This window comes from Leifsonia sp. GW821-FHT13C09 (genome assembly GCF_058806435.1).
Map to the genome: position 1 here is coordinate 64,108 of NZ_JBXAPS010000006.1, position 22,651 is coordinate 86,758.

General features: G+C 71.2%; 21 protein-coding genes. 13 read left to right on the forward strand and 8 right to left on the reverse strand.

The features are described 5' to 3' along the window. Positions 1 to 26: 26 nt before the first annotated feature. Positions 27 to 923 (forward strand): helix-turn-helix domain-containing protein, encoded by an 897-nt coding sequence (locus tag AC1ROW_RS17675; RefSeq protein WP_493020244.1) that lies wholly within the window; start codon positions 27 to 29, stop codon positions 921 to 923. 88 nt (positions 924 to 1,011) lie between these two features. On the opposite strand, the gene AC1ROW_RS17680 is transcribed toward AC1ROW_RS17675, so the two are convergent. After that, positions 1,012 to 1,425 carry a tautomerase family protein gene (locus tag AC1ROW_RS17680; RefSeq protein WP_493020246.1) on the reverse strand — a complete coding sequence of 138 codons (414 nt, stop codon included), beginning with the start codon at positions 1,423 to 1,425 and terminating at the stop codon, positions 1,012 to 1,014. Between the two features lie 129 nt (positions 1,426 to 1,554). Between AC1ROW_RS17680 and iolC the strand changes: the two genes are divergently transcribed. The 7 genes from iolC (at position 1,555) to AC1ROW_RS17715 (ending at position 9,981) form a co-directional block, all read left to right on the forward strand. Further along, positions 1,555 to 2,523 (forward strand): 5-dehydro-2-deoxygluconokinase, encoded by a 969-nt coding sequence (gene iolC / locus AC1ROW_RS17685; RefSeq protein ID WP_493020512.1) that lies wholly within the window; start codon positions 1,555 to 1,557, stop codon positions 2,521 to 2,523. Then, the gene (locus tag AC1ROW_RS17690) at positions 2,510 to 3,430 is read left to right on the forward strand and encodes a Cgl0159 family (beta/alpha)8-fold protein (RefSeq protein WP_493020248.1); all 921 of its coding nucleotides are present in this window, start codon (positions 2,510 to 2,512) and stop codon (positions 3,428 to 3,430) included. The genes iolC and AC1ROW_RS17690 overlap by 14 nt, the downstream gene beginning before the upstream one ends. A 43-nt stretch (positions 3,431 to 3,473) precedes the next feature. Then, the gene (locus AC1ROW_RS17695) at positions 3,474 to 5,039 is read left to right on the forward strand and encodes a CoA-acylating methylmalonate-semialdehyde dehydrogenase (protein ID WP_493020250.1); all 1,566 of its coding nucleotides are present in this window, start codon (positions 3,474 to 3,476) and stop codon (positions 5,037 to 5,039) included. A 12-nt stretch (positions 5,040 to 5,051) separates the two neighbouring features. Beyond that, positions 5,052 to 5,981: a 5-deoxy-glucuronate isomerase gene (iolB, locus tag AC1ROW_RS17700; RefSeq protein WP_493020252.1), complete on the forward strand. Its 930-nt coding sequence runs from the start codon at positions 5,052 to 5,054 to the stop codon at positions 5,979 to 5,981. Then, a complete protein-coding gene (gene iolD / locus AC1ROW_RS17705; protein WP_493020254.1) occupies positions 5,978 to 7,906 on the forward strand; it encodes a 3D-(3,5/4)-trihydroxycyclohexane-1,2-dione acylhydrolase (decyclizing) in 1,929 nt (642 codons plus the stop codon). Before iolB ends, iolD begins: the two co-directional genes overlap by 4 nt. A 39-nt stretch (positions 7,907 to 7,945) precedes the next feature. Beyond that, positions 7,946 to 8,890 (forward strand): sugar phosphate isomerase/epimerase family protein, encoded by a 945-nt coding sequence (locus AC1ROW_RS17710; protein ID WP_493020256.1) that lies wholly within the window; start codon positions 7,946 to 7,948, stop codon positions 8,888 to 8,890. A 65-nt stretch (positions 8,891 to 8,955) separates the two neighbouring features. Then, a complete protein-coding gene (locus tag AC1ROW_RS17715) occupies positions 8,956 to 9,981 on the forward strand; it encodes a Gfo/Idh/MocA family protein (protein WP_493020258.1) in 1,026 nt (341 codons plus the stop codon). A 17-nt stretch (positions 9,982 to 9,998) separates the two neighbouring features. Here the strand turns inward: AC1ROW_RS17715 and AC1ROW_RS17720 are convergent, their stop codons facing one another. Both AC1ROW_RS17720 and AC1ROW_RS17725 read right to left on the reverse strand, forming a co-directional pair. Next, a complete protein-coding gene (locus tag AC1ROW_RS17720) occupies positions 9,999 to 10,757 on the reverse strand; it encodes a GntR family transcriptional regulator (protein WP_493020259.1) in 759 nt (252 codons plus the stop codon). Positions 10,758 to 10,839: 82 nt separating this feature from the next. Further along, complete coding sequence (locus AC1ROW_RS17725; protein ID WP_493020261.1) at positions 10,840 to 11,469, reverse strand: LysE family translocator; 630 nt, start codon at positions 11,467 to 11,469, stop codon at positions 10,840 to 10,842. A gap of 31 nt (positions 11,470 to 11,500) precedes the next feature. Here AC1ROW_RS17725 and AC1ROW_RS17730 point away from each other — a divergent pair, with 31 nt between their 5' ends. Then, positions 11,501 to 11,974 (forward strand): class I SAM-dependent methyltransferase, encoded by a 474-nt coding sequence (locus AC1ROW_RS17730; protein ID WP_493020263.1) that lies wholly within the window; start codon positions 11,501 to 11,503, stop codon positions 11,972 to 11,974. A gap of 521 nt (positions 11,975 to 12,495) precedes the next feature. Here AC1ROW_RS17730 and AC1ROW_RS17735 read toward each other — a convergent pair. The 3 genes from AC1ROW_RS17735 to AC1ROW_RS17745 are packed head-to-tail and all read right to left on the reverse strand — an operon-like array spanning position 12,496 to position 14,928. Continuing rightward, positions 12,496 to 13,491 (reverse strand): sensor histidine kinase, encoded by a 996-nt coding sequence (locus tag AC1ROW_RS17735; RefSeq protein ID WP_493020265.1) that lies wholly within the window; start codon positions 13,489 to 13,491, stop codon positions 12,496 to 12,498. Between the two features lie 10 nt (positions 13,492 to 13,501). Continuing rightward, on the reverse strand, positions 13,502 to 14,167 hold the full coding sequence (locus AC1ROW_RS17740; RefSeq protein WP_493020267.1) for a response regulator transcription factor: 666 nt from the start codon (positions 14,165 to 14,167) through the stop codon (positions 13,502 to 13,504). 5 nt (positions 14,168 to 14,172) lie between these two features. Continuing rightward, the gene (locus AC1ROW_RS17745) at positions 14,173 to 14,928 is read right to left on the reverse strand and encodes a phosphatase PAP2 family protein (RefSeq protein ID WP_493020269.1); all 756 of its coding nucleotides are present in this window, start codon (positions 14,926 to 14,928) and stop codon (positions 14,173 to 14,175) included. 120 nt (positions 14,929 to 15,048) lie between these two features. Between AC1ROW_RS17745 and AC1ROW_RS17750 the strand changes: the two genes are divergently transcribed. The 3 genes from AC1ROW_RS17750 to AC1ROW_RS17760 all read left to right on the forward strand — a co-directional run bounded on the left by AC1ROW_RS17750 (position 15,049) and on the right by AC1ROW_RS17760 (position 17,982). Continuing rightward, the gene (locus AC1ROW_RS17750) at positions 15,049 to 15,828 is read left to right on the forward strand and encodes a COG4705 family protein (RefSeq protein ID WP_493020271.1); all 780 of its coding nucleotides are present in this window, start codon (positions 15,049 to 15,051) and stop codon (positions 15,826 to 15,828) included. 143 nt (positions 15,829 to 15,971) lie between these two features. Continuing rightward, positions 15,972 to 17,087 (forward strand): endo-1,4-beta-xylanase, encoded by a 1,116-nt coding sequence (locus AC1ROW_RS17755; protein ID WP_493020273.1) that lies wholly within the window; start codon positions 15,972 to 15,974, stop codon positions 17,085 to 17,087. 244 nt (positions 17,088 to 17,331) lie between these two features. Beyond that, positions 17,332 to 17,982, forward strand: a complete 651-nt coding sequence (locus AC1ROW_RS17760; protein WP_493020275.1) for a hypothetical protein — start codon at positions 17,332 to 17,334, stop codon at positions 17,980 to 17,982. A 3-nt stretch (positions 17,983 to 17,985) separates the two neighbouring features. Here AC1ROW_RS17760 and AC1ROW_RS17765 read toward each other — a convergent pair whose 3' ends face one another. Continuing rightward, the gene (locus AC1ROW_RS17765) at positions 17,986 to 19,383 is read right to left on the reverse strand and encodes an APC family permease (protein WP_493020277.1); all 1,398 of its coding nucleotides are present in this window, start codon (positions 19,381 to 19,383) and stop codon (positions 17,986 to 17,988) included. A gap of 180 nt (positions 19,384 to 19,563) precedes the next feature. Continuing rightward, positions 19,564 to 20,571 carry a PHP domain-containing protein gene (locus tag AC1ROW_RS17770; RefSeq protein ID WP_493020279.1) on the reverse strand — a complete coding sequence of 336 codons (1,008 nt, stop codon included), beginning with the start codon at positions 20,569 to 20,571 and terminating at the stop codon, positions 19,564 to 19,566. Between the two features lie 84 nt (positions 20,572 to 20,655). Between AC1ROW_RS17770 and acs the strand changes: the two genes are divergently transcribed. Beyond that, positions 20,656 to 22,635, forward strand: a complete 1,980-nt coding sequence (acs, locus tag AC1ROW_RS17775) for an acetate--CoA ligase (RefSeq protein WP_493020281.1) — start codon at positions 20,656 to 20,658, stop codon at positions 22,633 to 22,635. Positions 22,636 to 22,651 lie beyond the last annotated feature (16 nt).

Here is a 22,651-nt window from a genome sequence, read left to right on the forward strand (position 1 = left end):
CTCGGCTCCCGCGTAGCGTGGACTCCATGAACGCGGACACCGACGGGCCGGCCAACCTGCTGGGCGAGTTCCTGCGCGCCCGCCGCGAGCTGGTCTCGCCCGAGAGCGTCGGCATCCCCGTGCTCGGCACGCGCCGGGTGGCCGGCCTCCGCCGCGAGGAGGTCGCGATGCTGTCCGGCATCAGCGCCGAGTACTACCTCCGGCTGGAGCAGGGCCGCGACCGGAACCCGTCCGGGCAGGTGCTGCGCTCCATCGCGCGCGTGCTGCAACTGGACGACGAGGCGACCGCGTACCTGCTCGGGCTGCCGGACGACGACCGCGCACCGCGCCGGCCCCGGCGGCCTCGGGCCGAGACCGTTCCCGGGAGCCTGGCCGCTCTCGTTCCGCAGCTTCCGTTCCCGGCGTTCGTCGAGGGCCGCTACCTCGACGTGCTCGCCGCGAACTCCCTCGCGTCCGCGCTCTCGCCGCGGCTGGTCCCCGGTCGCAACCGGATGCGCGATGTCTTCCTCGACCCCGCCGAGCAGGCGCTCTTCCCGGACTGGGAGGCCGCCTCGGCCGTGCTGATCGCGGGCTTCCGGCGCTCGGTCGGCGCCGACGCCGACGACGCGCGCGTGGTCGAGCTGGTCGGCGAGCTGTCGATCGCGAGCCCGGTGTTCCGGAGGCTGTGGAGCCGCCACGACGTCCGCGAGCGCCAGGGCGCGACCTTCGTGTTCCAGCATCCTCAGGTAGGGCCCCTCGCGGTGCACCGCGAGAAGCTGCAGATCACCGGCACCGACGGCATCGTGCTCGTGCTCTACCACGCCGTCACGGAGGCGGACGCGGAGAAGGTGCGGCTGCTCGGCGCGCTCGCCGACACCGCGGAGGAGAGCACCGCGGAGGAGAGCACCGCGGAGGAGAGCACAGCGGAGCGCTCGAGCGCGTAAGGTGGAGTGGTCCACGGGGGACTCGCCTATCGGGGCGACTTGTCTGGTTCGATTTCCAGAGTCCTCCACCACACTGTGCTGACCAGCCTCAGCCCGCTACCGCGCTCGGCACGGCGAGCTCACCGGTGACGTACTGCGACCTCCCGAAGCCGAACGACCAGTCCTCCGGGCCGTTCTCGACGTAGCCGATGAACACGTCCTCCCCGGCGACCCCGACCCCGGCGAGCCGGCGCGCGATCTCTGCGAACAGGCTCTGCTTCGCCTCAGGCGCGCGGCCGCGCTGCGTGAAGATCTGGATGACGACCACGCCGTCCGTGCGGTCGAAGCCGAGCCCGGCGTCTTCCGCGATGATCGAGCCGGGCGGGCGCTCCGTGACGATCTGGAAACGGTCGCGCACGGGGATGCGGTACTCGGTCACGATGGCGTCGTGGACGGCGTCGGCGATGGCGCGGACGGCCGCCGCGGGTCGGCCTTCCTGCAGTTCGATGCGGACGAGGGGCATGGGGTCCTCCGATGGTTCAGGACGAGGGATCGTTTCCATAGTGGCAGAAAGCTTGTCAGTTTGATAGAACATACGGTGTAGGCTGTGATCAGCGAGCACAGCACGAGCCCGACGAAGGAGTTCCACGCCATGACCGACCAGGGGCAGCCGTTCGACCTGATCACCATCGGGCGCATCGGTGTCGACATCTACCCGCTCCAGGATGGGGTGGGCCTGGAGGACGTCGAGACGTTCGGCAAGTTCCTCGGCGGCAGCGCCACCAACGTGTCGATCGCCGCCGCGCGCCACGGCCTCCGCTCGGCCGTCGTCACGGCGACCGGCGACGACCCGTTCGGGCGCTATGCGCGCCGCGAACTGCGTCGGCTCGGTGTGGACGACCGGTTCGTCGGCACGGTCGGCACCCTCAAGACCCCGGTGACCTTCTGCGAGATCTTCCCGCCCGACGACTTCCCGCTGTACTTCTACCGCGACCCGCTCGCGCCCGACCTCGCCATCACCGCGAAGGACCTCGACCTCGACGCGATCAGCCGGGCGCGGATCTACTGGTCCACCGTGACGGGGCTGTCTCGCGAGCCGAGCCGCACCGCCCACCATGTGGCGTGGGAGGCCAGAGATCGGCGGCCGCTGACGATCCTCGACCTCGACTACCGGCCGATGTTCTGGCCGAGCGGGGCGACGGCGACGGCCGAGGTGGAGCGCGCGCTCGGCCACGTGACGGTCGCGGTCGGCAACCGCGAGGAGTGCGAGATCGCGGTGGGTGAGACCGAGCCGCTGCGCGCTGCGGACGCCCTCCTCGAGCGCGGCGTCGAACTGGCCGTGGTCAAGCAGGGTCCGCGGGGCGTGCTCGCCAAGACGCGCGAGGAGACCGTGGAGGTGCCGCCCTACTTCGTGAAGGTCGTCAACGGCCTCGGCGCGGGCGACGGTTTCGGCGGCGCGCTCTGCTACGGCCTGCTGCAGGGCTGGTCGCTGGAGCGGGTCATCCGCTTCGCCAACGTCGCCGGAGCCATCGTGGCCACGCGCCGCGAGTGCTCGACAGCGATGCCGACGACCGACGAGGTCGAATCCGTGCTGAAGGAGCTCCAGAATGTCCACAGCTGACCTGATCGCCGGCCCGACCCCGATCATCGACGAGGCAGCGTTCGAGCGCCTCCGCGCCCGCCGCCACACCGGCCCCGACGACGTCGCGACCGTCCTCGCCGCCCGCACCCGGCGCCCGCTGGTCCGCGACGACGGCCGCCTCTTCATCGTCGCCGCCGACCATCCCGCGCGCGGCGCGCTCGGCGTCGGCGACGACCCGGTCGCGATGGCCGACCGCTACGACCTCCTGCAGCGGCTCGCGCTCGCGCTGTCGCGCCCAGGGGTGGACGGCGTGCTCGGCACCCCCGACATCATCGAAGACCTTGCGCTGCTCGGCGCCCTGGACGACAAGATCGCCGTGGGCTCCATGAACCGCGGCGGCCTCCGCGGAGCCGTCTTCGAGATGGACGACCGCTACACCGGCTACGACGTCGACGCGATGGTGCACGACGGCGTGGACGCGGCCAAGCTGCTCGTCCGCGTCAACCTGGAGGACGCCGGCACGGCACGCACGCTGGAGGCGACCGCCCACGCGGTCACCGCGGCGGCCCGGGCGCGGCTCCCGATCCTGCTCGAGCCGTTCATGAGCCGCTGGCACGAGGGCCGGATCGTCAACGACCTCACGACGGACGCCGTCATCCAGTCGGTGGCCATCGCGTCCGGTCTGGGCGCCTCGTCGTCGTACACGTGGCTCAAGCTCCCGGTCGTGCCCGAGATGGAGCGCGTCATGAGGGCGACCACGCTGCCGACGCTCCTGCTCGGCGGCGACACCGACGCCGCGCCCGAGGAGACCTTCGCGTCGTGGGAGGCCGCACTCGCGCTCCCCGGCGTGCACGGCCTCGTCGTCGGGCGTACTCTCCTCTACCCGAAGGACGGGGACGTCGGCCGGGCGGTCGACATCGCCGCCTCCCTCGTCCACGGCCGCTGATCCGGCCGGCTCACCGCACGCAGTACCGCGAAGGAACACGATCATGACCAGCACCGACACCACCACCGCCCCCGTCGCCGCGGGCCAGCTGCCGACGATCCCGCACTGGATCGACGGGGCCGAGCGACCCTCCACCAGCGGTCGCACCGCTCCGGTCTTCAACCCGGCGCTCGGCGTCGCGACGGCGAACGTCGCCCTCGCCGATCAGGCCGAGATCGACGAGGCGATCGCCTCAGCGCAGCGCGGCTTCGAGGTGTGGGGCCAGTACTCGATCGCCAAGCGGCAGTCGGTGCTGTTCGCGTTCCGCGAGCTGCTGAACGCGCGCAAGGGGGAGCTGGCGTCGATCATCACCGCCGAGCACGGCAAGGTGCTCTCCGACGCGATGGGGGAGATCCTGCGCGGCCAGGAGGTCGTGGAGCTGGCGACCGGGTTCCCGCACCTGATCAAGGGCGCCTACTCGGAGAACGCCTCGACCGGCGTCGACGTGTACTCCCTGAAGCAGCCGCTCGGCGTGGTGGGCGTCATCTCGCCGTTCAACTTCCCGGCCATGGTGCCGATGTGGTTCTTCCCCATCGCGATCGCGGCCGGCAACGCCGTGGTGCTCAAGCCCAGCGAGAAGGACCCGTCGGCTGCGCTCTGGCTCGCCCGGCTGTGGAAGGAGGCGGGCCTCCCGGACGGCGTCTTCACCGTGCTGCAGGGCGACAAGCTCGCCGTCGACGGCCTGCTGAACAGCCCGGTCGTCCAGTCCATCTCCTTCGTCGGCTCGACCCCGATCGCGCAGTACATCTACGAGACGGCGTCGAAGAACGGCAAGCGCGTCCAGGCGCTGGGCGGCGCGAAGAACCACATGCTGGTGCTGCCCGACGCCGACCTCGACCTGGTGGCCGATCAGGCGGTCAACGCCGGGTACGGCGCCGCGGGCGAGCGCTGCATGGCCGTCTCGGTCGTCCTGGCGGTCGAGCCTGTCGCCGATGAGCTGATCGCCAAGGTGAAGGAGCGCATCGGCCGCCTCCGCATCGGCAACGGCGCGGGAGACGGACAGGGCGAGCCCGACATGGGGCCGCTGATCACCGGCGTGCACCGCGACAAGGTGTCCGGCTACGTCGACATCGCCGAGGCGGACGGCGCGGACATCGTGGTCGACGGCCGCGCATTCACGGTCGAGGGTCACGAGGACGGCTTCTTTTTCGGTCCGACCCTGATCGACAAGATCCCGGTCACCTCCGCCGCCTATCGTGAGGAGATCTTCGGGCCGGTGCTGTCCGTGGTGCGCGTGCAGACCTTCCAGGAGGGCCTGGACCTGATCAACTCCGGGCAGTTCGGCAACGGCACCGCGATCTTCACGAACGACGGCGGCGCGGCCCGGCGGTTCCAGAGCGAGGTCCAGGTCGGCATGATCGGCATCAACGTGCCCATCCCGGTCCCCGTCGCCTACCACTCGTTCGGCGGCTGGAAGGCCTCCCTGTTCGGCGACGCCAAGGCGTACGGCGTGCACGGCTTCGACTTCTTCACCCGCGAGAAGGCGATCACCAGCCGCTGGCTCGACCCGGCGACGCGGCACCACTCGGACAACCGTGGCATCAACCTCGGCTTCCCGCAGAACAACTGAAGACGGTCGGAGATGGCAGAGCACAACGAATGGTTCTTCCCGCGCGGCGCGCTGAGTGACCGCTGGTGGGAGTCCGTGGTCGACGACTCCCTCGACGGCTGGCAGCACACCGGCCTGCGGGTCGCGGAGCTCGCCGGCAACGCGGTCGAGCTGGAGGCCGGCGACGTCGAGCGCATCGTCGTCCCGCTGGCCGGGTCGTTCGCGGTGGAGCACGAGGGCGAGACCACCCACCTCGCCGGCCGGTCGAGCGTCTTCGACGGACCGACCGACGTGGTGTACGTGGGCGCCGGCAACGCGCTGACCATCAGCGGGTTCGGCCGGGTCGCCGTGGCGGAGGCGCCGACGCGGGTCCGCAAGCCGTCGGCGTACATCGCCAAGAGAGACGTCCCGGTCGAGCTGCGCGGGGCCGGTCGGGATACCCGCCAGGTCCACAACTTCGGCACCCCCGGCGCGCTCGACGCCGCCGCGCTGATCGTCTGCGAGGTCATCACGCCCGCCGGCAACTGGTCGTCGCATCCCGCCCACAAGCACGACGAGGACATCCCCGGTCACGAGTCCGCGCTGGAGGAGATCTACTACTTCGAGGCCGCTCCGGTCCGCGGCGCGAGCGCCCCGCCCACGGCGGACGCCTTCGGCAGCTTCGCCACCTACCGCTCGGCCGCGGGCGACATCGAGACCAACGCGCTCGTGCGCACCGGGGACATCGCCCTGGTGCCGTTCGGCTACCACGGCCCCGCGGTCGCGGCGCCGGAGTACGACCTCTACTACCTCAACGTCATGGCCGGCCCCGGCGAGGAGCGCGCCTGGCTGATCAGCGACGACCCGCGCCAGACCTGGCTGCGCAGCACGTGGGAGGGCTTGGAGCAGGACGCGCGCCTGCCCTACTCCACGGGCACCACTGCGACCGATACCCTCCCCACCACCGAAGGAGCCGCCCGATGACGACCCGCAGGATGACGGTGGCCCAGGCGCTCGTCGAGTTCCTCGCCAACCAGTGGACCGTCGACGGTGACGTGCGCGAGCGCACGATCCCCGGCATGCTCGGCATCTTCGGCCACGGCAACGTCGCAGGCGTCGGCCAGGCGCTCGCGCAGGCGAACGCGCAGGACCCGACGCTGATGCCGTACTACCAGGCGCGCAACGAGCAGGCGATGGTCCACCAGGCGGTCGGGTTCGCCCGCATCCACCGACGCCGGGCCACCCTCGCGTCGGCCGCATCGGTGGGCCCGGGCGCCGCCAACATGATCACCGGCGCCGCGCTCGCCACCGCCAACCGCCTCCCGGCGCTGCTGCTGCCGTCCGACACGTTCGCGACCCGCGTCGCCGACCCGGTGCTGCAGCAGCTGGAGCACCCGCACGACCTCGGCATCCAGGTGACGGACGCGTTCCGTCCGGTGTCGCGGTTCTTCGACCGCGTCCAGCGACCGGAGCAGCTCTTCTCGATCGCTCTCGCGGCGATGCGCGTCCTGACCGATCCCGCCGAGACGGGCGCGGTGACCATCGCGCTGCCGGAGGACGTGCAAGCCGAGGCGCTCGACGTTCCGGAGGAGTTCCTCGCCCCCCGCGAGTGGCACGTCCGCCGTCCGGCCCCGGAGGGCTGGGCTCTGGCCGCGGCCGTCGACGCGATCCGCGCCGCGCAGCGTCCGGTGATCGTCGCCGGCGGCGGCGTCCTGTACTCGGGCGCGGAGGACGTGCTGCGCGCGTTCGTGGAGGCGACCGGCATCCCGGTCGGCACCACCCAGGCCGGCGGGGGCTCGCTGAGCTGGAACCACCCGCAGTACCTGGGCGGCGTCGGCGCGACCGGCACCACCGCCGCCAACCGCGTCACGGCGGAGGCCGACCTCGTGATCGGCGTCGGCACCCGCTACAGCGACTTCACCACGGCCAGCCGTACGGTCTTCCAGAACCCGAACGTGCGGTTCGTGAACCTCAACGTGGCCCCGTTCGACGCCTACAAGCACGGTACGCAGCTCCCGCTGATCGCCGACGCGCGGGAGGGCATCGCGGCGCTGACGGACGCGCTCGTCGGCTACTCCCTGCACCCCGGCTACGCGACCTGGATCGCCGAGGAGAAGGCGGAATGGGACCGGGTGGCCGACCAGGCGCTCGCCCCTGCCGCCCCGGAACCGGCGGGACAGCCGGCGCTCCTCGGACAACCTCAGATCATCGGAGCCGTGCAACGCGCCTCCGACCCGCGCGACGTCGTCGTGCAGGCGGCCGGCTCCCTCCCCGGCGACCTCCACAAGCTCTGGCGCGTGCGGGACCCGCTCGGCTACCACGTGGAGTACGCCTTCTCGTGCATGGGCTACGAGATCGCCGGCGGTCTGGGTGTCAAGCGGGGGCTGGAGGCGGTCGGCGACGACCGCGACGTGATCGTGATGGTGGGCGACGGCTCGTACCTCATGCTGCACACCGAACTCGCGACCGCCGTCGCCGAGGGGATCAAGATCGTCGTCGTCCTCATCCAGAATCACGGTTACGCCTCGATCGGCCACCTCTCCGAGACGGTCGGCTCGCAGCGCTACGGCACCCGTTACCGCTATCGCGACGACGCCGAGCTGAACTTCGAGCGCGGGGACTTCCTGCCGGTCGACCTCGCCGCCAACGCGCGCAGCTACGGCATCGACGTCATCGAGGTCCCGCCCGGCCCGGATGCCGCCGCCCGGCTCGAGGCGGCCGTCACGGCGGCCAAGGCCTCCGCCACCTCGACGCTGATCCACGTCGACTCCGACCCGTTCGTGTACGCGCCGGACGGCGAGGGCTGGTGGGACGTCCCGGTCGCCGAGGTCTCCGAGCTGGAGAGCACGCGCAACGCCCGCACCGACTACCTCGATCAGCTGAAGCGGCAGCGGCCGCTCCTCGGCTGAGCGCGCATACCGAACCACCACGATCACCGAAGGACGAGGATGACCGACACCGCCACCGACCGCCGCCCCGCGGAGCCCCACACCTCCGGCCTCCGGATCGGCACCGCGCCCGACTCGTGGGGCGTCTGGTTCGCGGACGACCCGCGGCAGACCCCGTGGGACCGCTTCCTCGACGAGGTGCAGGCCGCCGGCTACCACTGGATCGAGCTCGGTCCGTACGGCTACCTCCCGACGGATCCGGCCCGGCTCCTGGACGAGCTGGCGAAGCGCGACCTCCGGATCAGCGGCGGCACGGTGTTCACCGGCTTCCACAAGGGCGCCGAGCAGTGGGACCGCGCCGTCGAGCAGGTCGAGAAAGTCGCGGCGCTGACCCGCGCGGTCGGCGGCGAGCACATCGTCGTCATCCCCGACCTCTGGCGGTCGGATGCGACCGGGGAGACGCTGGAGCCGCGCACGCTCACCGACGAGCAGTGGGAATCGCTGGCGGCCGGCCACGACCGCCTCGGTCATATGCTCCTCGAGGAATACGGCCTTCGCCAGCAGTTCCATTCCCACGCCGACTCGCACGTCGGCACGCAACGCGAGATCGAACGCCTGCTCGCGCAGACCGATCCGCGCTACGTGAACCTGTGCCTCGACACCGGCCACCTCGCCTACTACGGCGGCGACAGCGTCGCGCTGATCCGGGACCACCCCGAGCGGATCGGGTATCTGCACCTCAAGCAGATCGATCCGGAGTTCCGGTTCGAGGTGCTCAAGAACGACATCGCGTTCGCCGACGCGGCCATCGACGTGATGGTCGAGCCGCCGGCCGGGATTCCCGACTTCGCGCCGATCATCGAGGCGGTCGCCGCGATCGATCCGGAGACGTTCGCGATCGTCGAGCAGGACATGCCCGGCGTCGACATCGACGTACCGCTCGGGATCGCCACCCGGACCCGGCAGCACATCTTCGGGTGCTCGCCGCTGACCCGCACGCGCTGACCTGTAACCGCTGACCGCAACCGCTGACACCCTTCCGCCACGCCGACAGAATCGAGCCAGACCGAATGACCACCAGCAACCAGGACCTCCGCATCGGCGTCGTCGGCGCCGGACAGATGGGCGCCGACCACATCCAGCGCATCACTCGCACGATCAGCGGAGCCACCGTCTCCGCCATCGTGGAGCCGGACGCCGGACGGGCCGAGGCCGCGGCGGCGGCCGCTCCCGGGGCGCGGGCCTTCGGCAGCCTGGAGGATGCGCTCGCCGCCTCGGCGCTGGACGCGGTCATCATCGCGACGCCGGGCCAGTTCCATGAGCCCGTCCTGGTGCCCGCGCTGGAGGCGAAGCTCCCCATCCTCTGCGAGAAGCCGCTGACGCCGGACAGCGCGTCGTCGCTGCGCGTCCTGGAGCTGGAGCAGAAGCTCGATCGTCCGCACATCCAGCTCGGCTTCATGCGCCGCTTCGACGAGGAGTACCGCGCGTTGCGCGAGCTCATCGTCGGCGGTGACGCGGGGGAGCTGCTGATGCTGCGCGGTGTGCACCGCAACCCGTCGGTGCCCGACGGCTACACCCAGTCGATGCTCATCACCGACTCGGTCGTGCACGAGTTCGACGTCATGCCGTGGCTCGCCGGCTCGCCTGTGCGCAGCGTCGAGGTCAAGTACCCGCGGCGCAACGACCTCGCGCCTGAGCGGCTGCGGGAGCCCATCCTGGTGCTCATCGAGCTGGAGAACGGCGTGCTGGTGGACGTGGAGATGAACGTCAGCGTGCGGTTCGGCTACCAGGTCGGCACCGAGGCGGTCTTCCAGAGCGGCGTCGCACGCATCGGTCAGCCGTCCGGGCTGCAGCGCTGGTCGGACGCCGCATTCTCGATCGCCGAGCACACGACCTTCAAGACCCGGTTCGCCCGCGCGTACGACGCCCAGGTGCAGGCGTGGGTGGATGCGGTGCGCGACGGCTCGCTCATCGCCGGGCCGAACGCGTGGGACGGCTACCTCGTCGCCCTCGCGTGCGAGGCCGGTGTGCGGGCGCTGGAGGAGTCCGGCCCCGTCCCCGTCGAGTCGCCCACGCGCCCCGCCTTCTACGCCTGACGCGTTGCGGCGGGAGGTCAGCGGTCGACGAGGGTGAGCTCGAACGAGTAGAGGTCGGGCCGGTACACGTGCCGCCCGAACTCGACCGCCCGGCCGGAGTTGTCGAACGCCGTGCGCGACATGGTGAGCAGCGGGGAGCCGCGGCGGATCTCGAGGAGGTCGGCCTCGTTCGCGCTCGCGGCGCGGGCGCCGATCCGCTGGTTGGCGACCCGGATGGCGACACCGCGTGCCTTGAGGAGCTGGTAGAGACCGCGAGTCTCCAGCTCCTCGCGCGTGATGCCGATGAAGTCCTCCGGCAGCGTGTTCTCGAGGATCGCCAGCGGGACGCCGTCCGCCGAACGCAGCCGGGTGAGCTCCAGCACGGGGTTCCCGAGCGGGACCCCGAGCTCGCGCGCCGCGGTCTCGTCCGCGATCCCGATCTCGTAGGAGATGACGCGGGTCGTCGGCGTCTGCCCGGACTGCCCGAGGTCCTCGTACAGGCTGGTCAGCTCGACGTTGCGGGTGACGCGACCGTGGACGACCTGCGTCCCGATGCCGCGGCGGCGGACCAGGAGGCCCTTGTCGACCAGCTCCTGCAGAGCGCGACGGATGGTCGGACGCGACAGCCCGAGCCGGTTGCCGAGCGAGATCTCGTTCTCGAGGCGCGATCCCGGGGGCACGGTCTCGGAGCGGATCGCGGCCTCCAGTGCGGTCGCGAGCTGGTAATAGAGCGGCACCGGGCTGGTCTTGTCGAGGCTGTCGAACAGGTCCACGGGCAGCGGGTACTCGGCTTGCATCCGCGTCCTCCACAGTCGATCCAAATGTCAGAACAACCGTACACCTTGTGGAGGATGTCAGCTCGTCAGGACAGCAGCGCGCCTACTCGGTGGCGCTCAGCGCGATCGTCCCGATGCCGAGGGCGGCGAGGATCGCGGCCGAGATGCGCTCGAGCGTCTTCGTCACCGTGGGCCGTTTGAGCCAGAGCACCGCGCGCGACGCGAGCAGCGCGACCACCGTGAGGTAGGCGGCTGCGACGACCGCGTCGATCGCGCCGAGCAGGAGCGTGTTGCCGATCGCGGCGCCGTCGTGCGGGACGAACTGCGGTGCGATGGCGAGGAAGAACAGGCCGACCTTGGGGTTCATCACCGTGGACAGCACTCCGGCGAGGAAGCCGGAGCGGAGCGTGGTCGTACGCACCGTCGCCTCGGGACCCCGCGCCGCGTGCCGGCGGCTGGCGATCAGCGCCGCGACGCCGAGGTAGAGGAGGTAGAGGCCTCCCGCGATCTTGACGACGCGGTACACCTCGGCGGACTGCTCCAGCAGCGCGGCGAGCCCGAGCGCGACGGCGAGCGCCCACAGCATCGAGCCGACGGCGGACCCGGCCGACGCCGCGAGCCCGGCGCCCGGGCGCGCCAGGCTGTAGCGCAGCACGAGGAAGGTGTCGGGGCCGGGCGTCACCGCCAGGATCGCGCAGAGGCCCGCGAAGGCGAGGAGGGCGGGGGCTGTCATGCAGCAAGTGTAGAGGGGCTAGGCTCCCGCCATGACGGACGACCTCCTCGCCGCGGTCCGCGCCCGCTTCGACGGCCGGGCCGCGGAGTACGACCGGAGCGAGATGCACCGGGCGCTCGCCGCCGCGGTGGCCGACTTCGCCGACCTGGACGGCGTGCGGGACGTGCTCGACGTCGCGACCGGGACCGGTCTGGTGCTGCGCGCGCTGCACTCGCGCGACGGCGCGCTGCGGCTCTTCGGCATCGACCTGTCGGGCGGGATGGTCGAGGTCGCGCGCGCGGAGCTCCCCGGCGCCACCCTGGTCGAGGGCGACGCGACGGTGCTCCCGTTCGACGACGACGCGTTCGATCTGGTGACGTGCGCGACCGGCATCCACCTCTTCCCGGACGCGACGCCGCGATCGCGGAGTGGGTGCGCGTGCTCCGGCCGGGAGGCCGCGTCATCACCGCGACCTTCGGCGAGGTGGACCCGTCCCAGCACGGCGGCCGGCCGGAGGCGGCCGTAGCGGGGCATGGAGGTGGGCATCATGGCGGTCACCCTGGCGCAGGGCCGCCGCCCTACCCGACTCACCACGAGCGTTTCCGCACCCCCGAACTCCTCGCCGAAGCCGTGGCCCCCGCCGGCCTCGCGCTGAGCCGGCACGCCTGGTGGACCCACGACGAGGACCGCATCCTCGTCGCCGAGCTCCGCCCCGCCTGACGCCACCCCGCACCGGCCGCGCAAGCAACGGAGGACTCCCGCCCTCCACTGCCCCCGGTCTCCTCCGTTGACTGCGTCCGGGGGACCCGGGTGCAGGGATCTCCTCCGTTACCTCCCCCCCGACCACCTCCGGAGATCCATCCCGATCCCCGCCGGATAACCGGAGTTCCGGTCATTCCCGGCCACTTCCCGTCGCAGCCTCCGGAATTGCCTCCAGCGCGACCAACTCTGGAGGGTGATCACGACCCGCCGCACGGGAGTCCGTAACTCCGGACATCCGCGACTGCACCGCCCAGGTTTCCGGAATTGGGCGGCGCGCCAGCCGCGTCAGCGGGCCGGCAGCCGCAGTTCGAGGGCGGTGCCCTCCGGGCCGGTGGAGGCCACGCGCACCTCGCCGCCGTGGCGCACCGCGACCTCGCGCACGAGGGCGAGGCCGATTCCGAAGCCCGAGCGGGAGCGGCCGGTGGCGGTCGGCGAACTGAAGGCGGCGCGGGCGAAGCGGTCGAAGATGCGGGCCGGGTCGATGCCCTGGATGCCCGGCCCCTGATCCGCGACCGTGAGGTACGCCGAGCGCCCCTCGCGCCGGATCGTCGCCGTGACCACGCCGCCGGCGGGGGAGTGGGCGACCGCGTTGTCCAGCAGGGCCGTTGCGCAGCGCTGCAGGGTCGTCGCCGGGACCCCGCACGCGACCTCGTCCCGCACCTGCAACCGCACCGTCACCCCGGCCTGCTCCGCGAGCACCCCGAGCGCGTCGACAGCCCGGCGCACCGGCTCGGCCAGCGGCACAGGCCCGTCGGACGCCGCGGCGCGCTCGCGTTCGGGGTCGGCGGCGAGCAGGAGGTCGTTCACGACGTCGATCAGGGTCCGCGTGTCGTCGCGCAGCTCGGCCACCGTCGCCGTCGACGGGTCGTCGGGCGGGAGGCCGCGCTGCAGCACCTGGAGGCGTGCGTCCAGCACCGCGAGCGGCGTGCGCAGTTCATGGCTGGCGTCCGCGACGAAGTCCCGCTGACGGCGCAGCGCCTCTCCGAGCGGCCGCACGGCGCGGCGGGTGACGACGACCGCGAGCACGCCCGCGACGATCACGGCCAGCACCCCGACGACGATGAACGCGATCATCGCGTCGACCGTGTCGATGTAGATCTTGTGCTCGCCGGGCCGCGGGGCCTCCTGCAGCTCCTTCGGCTGGAGCTGATCGAGGACGAAGAAGAACGCCACCCCGATCGCCGCGACGACCAGCGCGCCGGACGCGATGGTGAGCTGGAGGCCGACCGTGCGGGAGGCGCGGCGCACCTCCCCGAAGTCCGCGTCGTCGCGTCTGGTCACCGCTGCCGCCTCACAACTGCCCCAGCCGGTAGCCCTCGCCACGCACCGTCGCGATGATCTCCGGGTCGGTCTTGCGCCGCAGGTAGTGCACGTACGTGTCCACGGTGCCGGGCTGCTCGTCCGCCTCGAACACGGCCTCCAGGATGTGCGCGCGCGAGAACGTGCGCAGCGGGCTCTCGGCCAGCAGCCGGAGCAGGTCGGACTCCCGCTCGGTGAGCTGGATGCGGCCCTCGTACGGCGAGTAGATGCTGCGGCTCTCCGGGTAGAACCGCCACCCGCCGACGGGCAGTTCGCGGCCTTCGCCGGTGAAGGTGCGGGTCAGTGCCCGCAGCCGGGCGAGCAGCTCGTCGAACTCGAACGGCTTCACGAGGTAGTCGTTGGCGCCGGCGTCCAGGCCTTCGACGCGGTCCCGGAGGGCGCCGAGCGCGGTGAGCATGATGATCGGCGCGACGACGCGGCCGTCGCGCAGCTTGCCGACCAGGGTCACGCCGTCGATGCCCGGCAGGCGGCGGTCGACCACCATCGCGTCGAACCGCTCGGCGAGTCCGACGGTCAGCGCGGCCTCCCCGTCGGTGACGCGCGTGACGTCGTAGGTCTCCGACAGCACCTGCTCGATCAGCGGCCCGAGGCGCGGGTCGTCCTCGACCAGCAGCACGCGCAGTCGGGTGGCCTCCATGTCGTTCAACTTAGCGCGGCCTCCGCGGTTCGCGGCCGTCGCGCGGGGTCGAGCCCCGGGCCGATGAGCGGGAACCGCTCCAGCGGCGGCGCGATCAGCCGCAGCACGCCGAGGACGAGCAGGACCGCCGCCGTCGCGTAGACGAGGGAGGCCAGCACGTCCGTGGGGTTGTGCACGCCGAGGTAGACGCGGGAGAACGCGGTGACCAGCGGCGCGACGATCGCGAACGCCAGCAGCGGGCGCCGCAGCCGGCCGTGCCCGAACACGATCAGCAGTGCGAGGGCGAGCGCCACCGTGAAGCTGGTGTGCCCGCTCGGGAAGCTGAACCCGGTGTCGGTGAGCACGTGATGCGGGAGGTCGGCGGACAGCGGCCGGGGCCGCCGCACGATGTCCTTGACGACGGTGCTGCCGAGCCACGGGAGGAGGGCGAGCGCCGCGAACGCGAGCGCCGGTCCGAGCCTCCGCCGGGCGATCCACGTAGCCGCCGAGATCAGCCCGACGATCACGAGTGCCGCCACGGGCGAGAACAGAACGGAGTCGGTCAGCGTAACGGCGTCGAGGAACGGCGTTCGCGCTCCCTCGACGGCGCGGATGACGCCGAGGTCCCACGCGGTGACGGCGGGGGAGGCGGCGATCGCGAGCCCGGCGAGCACGACGAGAAGGATGGCGACGAGCGGGAGGACGATCCCCCAGGCCGTGGCGGGTGACGCGGCGGTCGGCAGGTCCTCTCCCATCGGGCGGCGGGGCGTGGCTGTGGTCATGGGACCTCCTTCGACCATCCAGCCTGCGCACCGCCTCCCCAGACGCCGCTAAGGATCCCCAGCCGGCTCCCAGTTCCGCCTCTCAGAAAATTCTGGGAGGCGCTGCGGCATGCTGTCCGAATGCTCCGCAACAAGGTCCCCGCCGTCACCGCGCTGTTCTGGGTCACCAAGCTGCTGACCACCGCCATGGGGGAGACCACCTCCGACTTCCTGGTCAAGAACTACGACCCGGTCATCGCGGTGATCGCCGCCTTCGTGGTGTTCGCCGCCGCTCTGGTGCTACAGTTCGCCGTCCGCCGGTACATCCCATGGGTGTACTGGCTGACCGTGCTGATGGTGGCGGTGTTCGGCACGATGGTCGCCGACGTCCTGCACATCGTCATCGGCATCCCGTACCTGGTGTCGACGGTCTTCTTCGCGGTCGTCCTGGCCGTCGTGTTCGCGGTCTGGTACCGCACCCAGCGGACGCTGTCGGTGCATCACATCGACACGCGGACCCGGGAGTTCTTCTACTGGTGCGCGGTGCTGGCGACGTTCGCGCTCGGCACGGCGGTCGGCGACCTCACGGCGACGACCTTCGGTCTCGGCTACCTGGTCTCCGGGATCCTGTTCGGCGTGCTGTTCGCCGTCCCGGGCGTCGCGTACCGCTGGTGGGGGCTCGGTGGGACCGCGGCTTTCTGGACCTCCTATGTTCTGACCCGGCCCTTCGGCGCCTCGATCTCGGACTGGCTGGCCGTCTCTCACGCGCGCGGCGGGCTGAACCTCGGCACCGGCCCGGTCAGCCTGGTGCTGTTCGCGGCGATCGTGGTGTGCGTCGTGGTGATGAGCGTCCGTCGTCCGGCCGACCCGGGAGCCGCGCCGGCCGAGGGTCGCGTCAGCGCGCCCATCCCCGCCGAATAGCGGGCCCAAGCCCGTGTCCCCTGTCTGCGGGTGAAATAGGTTTTCCAAAACCCTATTTGTCCATTGACACAACAAATCGAACTGGCGAAACTTCACAGCGGACGCCCAAAGCCCGGGCGTCCAGCCATACGAAGGAGTATCGCGTGACAATTCGAGGTCGATTGGTGATCGCCGGCGCCGCCCTGCTCGGGGCGAGCGCACTGTTCGTCAGCCAGGGCGCCGCAGTGGCGGACCCGCACGGGAGCACAGAGCGCCCATCCCCGTCCCAGCCCGGCTCCCTGCGGACTCTCGCCGCGCAGAGCGGGCTGCGGATCGGAACCGCCGTCAACATGGACGCCCTGGCGAGCGACTCGGCGTACAAGGCGATCGCGGCGAGCCAGTTCTCGACGGTGAGTCCCGAGAACGTCATGAAGTGGGATGCCGTCGAGCCGACGCAGGGGACGTACAACTGGGCCCCCGCCGACCAGCTCGTCGCGTTCGCCCAGCAGAACGGCCAGCTCGTGCGCGGACACACGCTGGTCTGGCACAACCAGCTGCCGTCGTGGCTCTCGCAGAAGCTGCCGTCGATGTCGTCCACGGATGTCGCGGCGCTGCTGAAGAAGCACATCACCGACGAGGTCACCCACTTCAAGGGCAAGATCTGGCAGTGGGATGTCGTCAACGAGGCGTTCAACGACGACGGCACGCTGCGCGACTCGATCTGGCTTCAGAAGCTGGGGCCGAGCTACATCGCCGACGCGTTCCGCTGGGCGCACGCCGCCGACCCGAAGGCGCTGCTGTTCTACAACGACTACAACATCGAGTACACCGGCCCGAAGAGCAACGCGGTCTTCAGCTCCGTGCAGCAGCTGAAGGCGCAGGGCGTCCCGATCGACGGCGTCGGCTTCCAGACCCACCTCGACACCCAGTACGGGCTGCCCGACCTGCAGAACAACCTGCAGCGCTTCTCGGACCTGCGCCTGAAGGTCGCGGAGACCGAGGTCGACGTGCGGACCACCCTCCCGGTGACCGCGGTGGAGCAGAACGCTCAGGTTGCCGGCTACACGAGCACCCTGCAGGCGTGCCTCGCGGTGCGCAACTGCATCTCGTACACGGTGTGGGGATTCGGCGACGCCTACTCGTGGGTGCCTGGCGTGTTCGCCGGCGAGGGTGCAGCGGACATCTACGACGCCAACCTCCAGCCCAAGGCGGAGTACACCGCGCTGCAGCAGACGCTGGCGCTCGCGGCGGCCCCGCCGGCGCGGGGTGACCGGCACTAGCGGACCGACGGGAGGTCTCCGGGGCGCGGTCCCTGGAGATCTCCCGGGTTCCCTTAACACGAGTCGCTGGTACCCTCGATCGGGTATGACGCCCGCGGACCCCCCTCGCATGCGCGGCCGCCGCTCGGCAGGCCGTCGTGCCGCCGTACCCCCGGCGAGGCAGGCGCACGCCCGCACGGCGTCCCGGCCGACGCCGCCGTCGCCCCGTTCTCCGCGCGCATCCCGTCGTCACGGCCGCCGGGCGTTGCAGCTCCCGCTCCACCACCGGCTCGGCGTCTCGTTGGCCGTGATCGCGCTGGTCTGCGGCTTCTCGATCGTGCCGACGGACGCCGCGCTCGCCGCGACCGTGATCGGCCCGGAGGCCACCACGCTGGCATCCGGTGCTCCTGCGTCGGGCGCGGTGCAGCACCTCTTGGTGGACGCCACGATCGGCGCCCCCGTCGTGAACCGTGACACTCTGGGGGCGACGGACAGCATCCAGAGCCTCAGCCGCATCGGCACGAACCAGTCGTGGGCCGAGCTGGTGCTGATGTTCGGCGGTTGGCAGACGACCAAGGCCAACGTGGACTTCATGCTGCGCTGGATGCGCCAGGAGAACGGGCCGCCGGACTGGTGGAACCGTAACAATCCTCTCAACAACGGCTACGGCTCGGGAGGCGGTGCCGGCCTCGGCAGCTACCCGGACCTCGTGACGGCCGCAAAGTACTGCGCCGAGAATCTGCAGCGCGGCTATCCCGCCGTCGTCGCCGGACTCGTCGCGGGGGACAACGCCGACGTGACGGCGGCCGCGATCTGGGCCTCCCCGTGGGCGAGCAGCCACTACGGCTACGGCTCGCACTGGAGCACGAGCCCCGTCCAGATCGTGACGGCCCCCGCCTCCGCCTGGGGCAACTAGCGCCTAGCTGCCGATCTCGGAGGGCGCGCCCTCGCGGGTGATGATCGCGGCGTCGCCGTCCTCGTCCAGCTTCACGCCGAGGCGCTTGCGGAACGCCCGGGTCAGCACGAGCAACGTGACGATCCCGATCGCCAGCCAGATCAGTCCGTAGGTGAGCGCATCGAAGTGGAGGTTGGCCCACAGCACACCGGTCAGCAGCATCCCGATGCCCGGGAGCACGATGTTGCGGACGATCTGCTTCGCGCCGTGCACCTGCCGCTTGCGGATCGCGAAGTGGATGATCACCGTCGCATTGACCATCGTGAAGGCGATGAGCGCGCCGAAGTTGATCATCGACGACACGAATTCCAGTGTGAAGGCGGCCGCCAGCAGCGACACCGCGCCGACCAGGAGCACGGCGACGGCCGGAGTGCGGAACTTCGGGTGCACGAACGAGAGCGTGCGCGAGATCCGGCCGTTTCCGTTGCGCGCCATCACGTAGATCATGCGCGAGACGCTCGCGTGCGACGCCAGGCTGGAGGCCACCGCCGCCGCGACCGCCGCCGAGATGAAGAGGATCTGGAAGAACAGCCCGCCGGTCTTCAGCGCGATCTCCGGCAGCGTGTCGTCGGTGAAGTGGAAGCCGGCCAGCGTGGGGAAGCGCGACTGCGCGAACCAGGCCGCGACGAAGAAGATCGCGCCGCCGATCATCAGCGCGAGCACGATCGCCTTGGGCACCGTGCGGGTGTCCTTGGCCTCCTCGGTGTACATCGTGATCGCGTCGAAGCCGATGAACGAGAAGCAGACCACGGTCGCCCCGCCGATCACCGCGCCGAGGTGTACGCCCTCGTGGAAGAGCGGCGTCAGGCTGAAGGGCGTCCCGGTGCCCGCTCCGGCGTTCAGCGACGCCCAGGTGAGCGCCACGAACACCGCGATCAGCACGATCTGGAACGCCACCAGGATGCCGTTGACCTTGGAGGTGGACGACATGCTGAACAGGTTCATCGCCGTGATCGCCGCCACGTAGCCGACCACCCAGATCCAGCCGGGCACCTGCGGGAAGAACGACTCCAGGTAGAGCCGGACGATGAGCGCGTTCACCAGCGGCAGCAGCAGGTAGTCGAGCAGGGACGACCAGCCGACGAGGAAGCCGACGTTCGGGTGGATGGTCTCCGACGCGTACGTGTACGCCGATCCCGCCGAGGGGAACACCCGGGTCATCCGTCCGTAGCTCACCGCGGTGAACACCATCGCGACGAGCGCGAACAGATACGCGGACGGGACGACGCCGTTGGTCTCGCCGGTCACGATCCCGAACGTGTCGAACACGGTCATCGGGGTCATGTAGCCGAGGCCGAGGCCGACGATCGCCCAGAGGCCGAGGGACCGGCGCAGTGCGGTGGGGGCGGGGTTGGTGGACACGCGAGCTCCTTCGCTGCAGTCGGGGACGTGCCATAGTAAGCCCACTCCGCAACGAAATCCGAATCGAGCACAACGGATCGCATACCACATCGGGCGATTTAGCCACGGAATACGTGGTGATTCGGCGTTTTGGGTGCCGATTCCGATAGTCGGTGCAAATCGCTCTTCGAAGGCGCGGCGCTACTTCGCGAGCCACTCCCGCAGCCGCGGCAACGGCCAGGTGGTCACGATGCGCTCGGCCGGGACACCGTTCGCCGCCGCCCGCGCCGCACCGTAGGCGAGGAAGTCGAGCTGCCCCGGCGCGTGCGCGTCGGTGTCGATCGAGAACAGGCAGCCCGCGTCGAGCGCCCGCTGGATGAGGTCGTCCGGCGGGTCCTGGCGTTCCGGCCGCGAGTTGATCTCGACAGCGACGCCGTTCTCCGCGCATGCAGCGAACACCGCGTCGGCGTCGAACTCGCTCGGCGGCCGGGTGCCGCGCGAGCCCTGGACGAGCCGCCCGGTGCAGTGGCCCAGCACGTTCGTGTGCGGTGCGCGGATGCCGCCGAGCATCCGCGCGGTCATGGTGCGGCTGTCCGCGCGCAGCTTGGAGTGCACGCTCGCCACCACCACGTCCAGCCGGTCGAGGAGGGCGGGCGTCTGGTCGAGCGTCCCGTCCTCCAGGATGTCCACCTCGATGCCGGTCAGGAGGGTGACGCCTCCGGTGTCGAGCCCGGAGATGACGTCGAGCTGCTCCTCCAGGCGTTCGGCGCTCAGCCCGCTGGCGACGGTCAGCGTGGGAGAGTGGTCGGTGATCGCCTGGTACTCGCGGCCCAGGGTGGCGGCGGCGGCCGCCATGACCTCGATGGGCACCGTGCCGTCGGACCATTCGGTGTGGCTGTGGAGGTCGCCGCGCAGCTGGGCGCGGAGTTCGGCGCCGCCGGCGTCGAGAGGCTCCGCGTTGCGCTCACGCAGATCGGCCAGGTAGGCGGGTACGTCGCCGTCGACGGCCTGCGCGATGACCTGGAAGGTGCGGTCGCCGATCCCTTTCGTGCGCTTGAGCCGCCCGTCGGCGACGCGCGCCGCGACCTCGTCGGTGCCGAGCGGCGCAATGATCGCGGCCGCCTTGCGGAACGCCTGGACTTTGAAGGAGGGGGCGAGTTCGCGCTCCAGCCAGAAGGCGATCTCGTTCAGCGCTGCGACCGGTTCCATGCCCACATGCTCCCACCCCATGGTCGGTTACGGGCGGTTACGCGGGAGACCGGCCGCGGCGGAGGGCGCCGCTAGCGTCGGAGGGTGAGCAGCGCGATCGAGAACCTGGGCCGCGAATCCCGCCGGTACAAGCCGAGCGCCGAGTTCGCGGCGCAGGCGAACGTCGGGCCGGAGGTGTTCGCGGAGGCCGCGGGCGACCCTGTCGCGTTCTGGGAGCGGCAGGCGGCGCGTCTCGACTGGGCCGAGCCCTGGCACACCGCGCACACCTGGGCGCCCGCGACGCCGGGCCCGGACGGCGAGCTCACCATCCCCCGCGCCGAGTGGTTCGCCGGTGGGAGGCTGAACGCCGCGGTCAACTGCGTCGACCGCCACGTCGCCGCCGGCCACGGCGACCGTGTCGCGCTGCACTTCGAGGGTGAGCCGGGGGACCGCGAGACCGTCACCTACGCCGACCTCCAGCGCCGCGTCGCCCGGGCTGCGAACGCCCTCACCGCGCTCGGCGTCGGCCAGGGCGACCGCGTCGTCGTCTACCTGCCGGTGCTCGTGGAGACCGTGGTCATCACCCTGGCGATCGCGCGCGTCGGCGCGATCCACTCACTCGTGTTCGGCGGGTTCTCGGCGGAGGCCCTGCGCTTCCGGGTGGAGGACACCGGGGCGAAACTGCTGGTGACCTCCGACGGCCAGTTCCGCCGCGGCGTCGCGGTGCCGGTGAAGGCGCAGGCGGACGCCGCCGTGGCCGGGGACAACGCCATCGAGCACGTGCTGGTCGTGCGGCGCACCGGCGAGCTCACGCCGGACATCCCGTGGACTCCCGGCCGCGACGTGTGGTGGCACGACGTCGTCGACACCGCGGCCGCCGAGCACGAGCCCGAGTTCTTCGACGCCGAGACACCGCTCTTCATCATCTACACCTCCGGCACGACCGGCCGGCCGAAGGGCGTCGTGCACACCACCGGCGGATACCTCACGCAGGCGTCGTGGAGCCACTGGGCGCTCTTCGACGCGAAGGACACCGACGTCTACTGGTGCACGGCGGACCTGGCCTGGGTGACCGCGCACACCTACGTCCTGTACGGGCCGCTGTCGAACGGCGCCACCTCCGTCCTCTACGAGGGAACGCCGAACACGCCAGGCACCGGCCGGCACTTCGAGATCATCGAGCGCTACGGGGTGACGACGTACTACACGGCACCGACCCTCATCCGCACGTTCATGAGCTGGTTCCCGGACGGGCTGAGTGCCGCCGGCGGCTGGGACCTCTCCAGCATCCGGCTGCTCGGCACCGTGGGGGAGGCCATCAACCCGGAGGTCTGGGTCTGGTTCCGGGAGCAGTTCGGCGGCGGCCGCGCGCCCGTGGTCGACACCTGGTGGCAGTCGGAGTCCGGCGCGGCGATCGTCGCCCCGCTCCCCGGCGTCACGGCGCTGAAGCCCGGCTCGGCGACGCTGGCAGTTCCCGGCGTGAGCGTGCGGGTCGTGGACGAGCGCGGCGAGGACGTCCCGCGCGGCTCCGGCGGCTCCATCGTGATCGACGGTACGTGGCCGGCGATGTCGCGGACGGTCTGGGGCGACCCGGAGCGCTACCGCGACTCGTACTGGCGGGCGTTCGCCGACCGCGGCTACTTCCTCGCCGGCGACGGCGCGGCGGTGGACGACGACGGCTACCTGTGGTTGCTGGGGAGGCTTGACGACGTGATCAACGTCTCCGGCCACCGCCTCTCGACCATCGAGATCGAGTCCGCGCTGGTCGCGCACCCGTCCGTCGCGGAGGCCGCCGTGGTCGGCGTCGGCGATGCGACCACCGGCCAGGCGGTCGCGGCGTTCGTCATCCCGGCCGGAGCGGTGGACCCCTCCGGCCTGCGCGACCAGGTCGCCCGCACGATCGGCGCGATCGCGAAACCGCGCCATGTCGTGGTGGTGGACGACCTCCCGAAGACCCGCTCGGGCAAGATCATGCGGAGGCTGCTGGTCGACCTCTTCGACGGGCGGCCGCTGGGCGACACGACGTCGTTGCAGGACGAGGCCGTGCCCGGTCGGATCGCGGACGTGCTGGCGGCTGCGCGCTGACGTTCCCGGTCAGGAA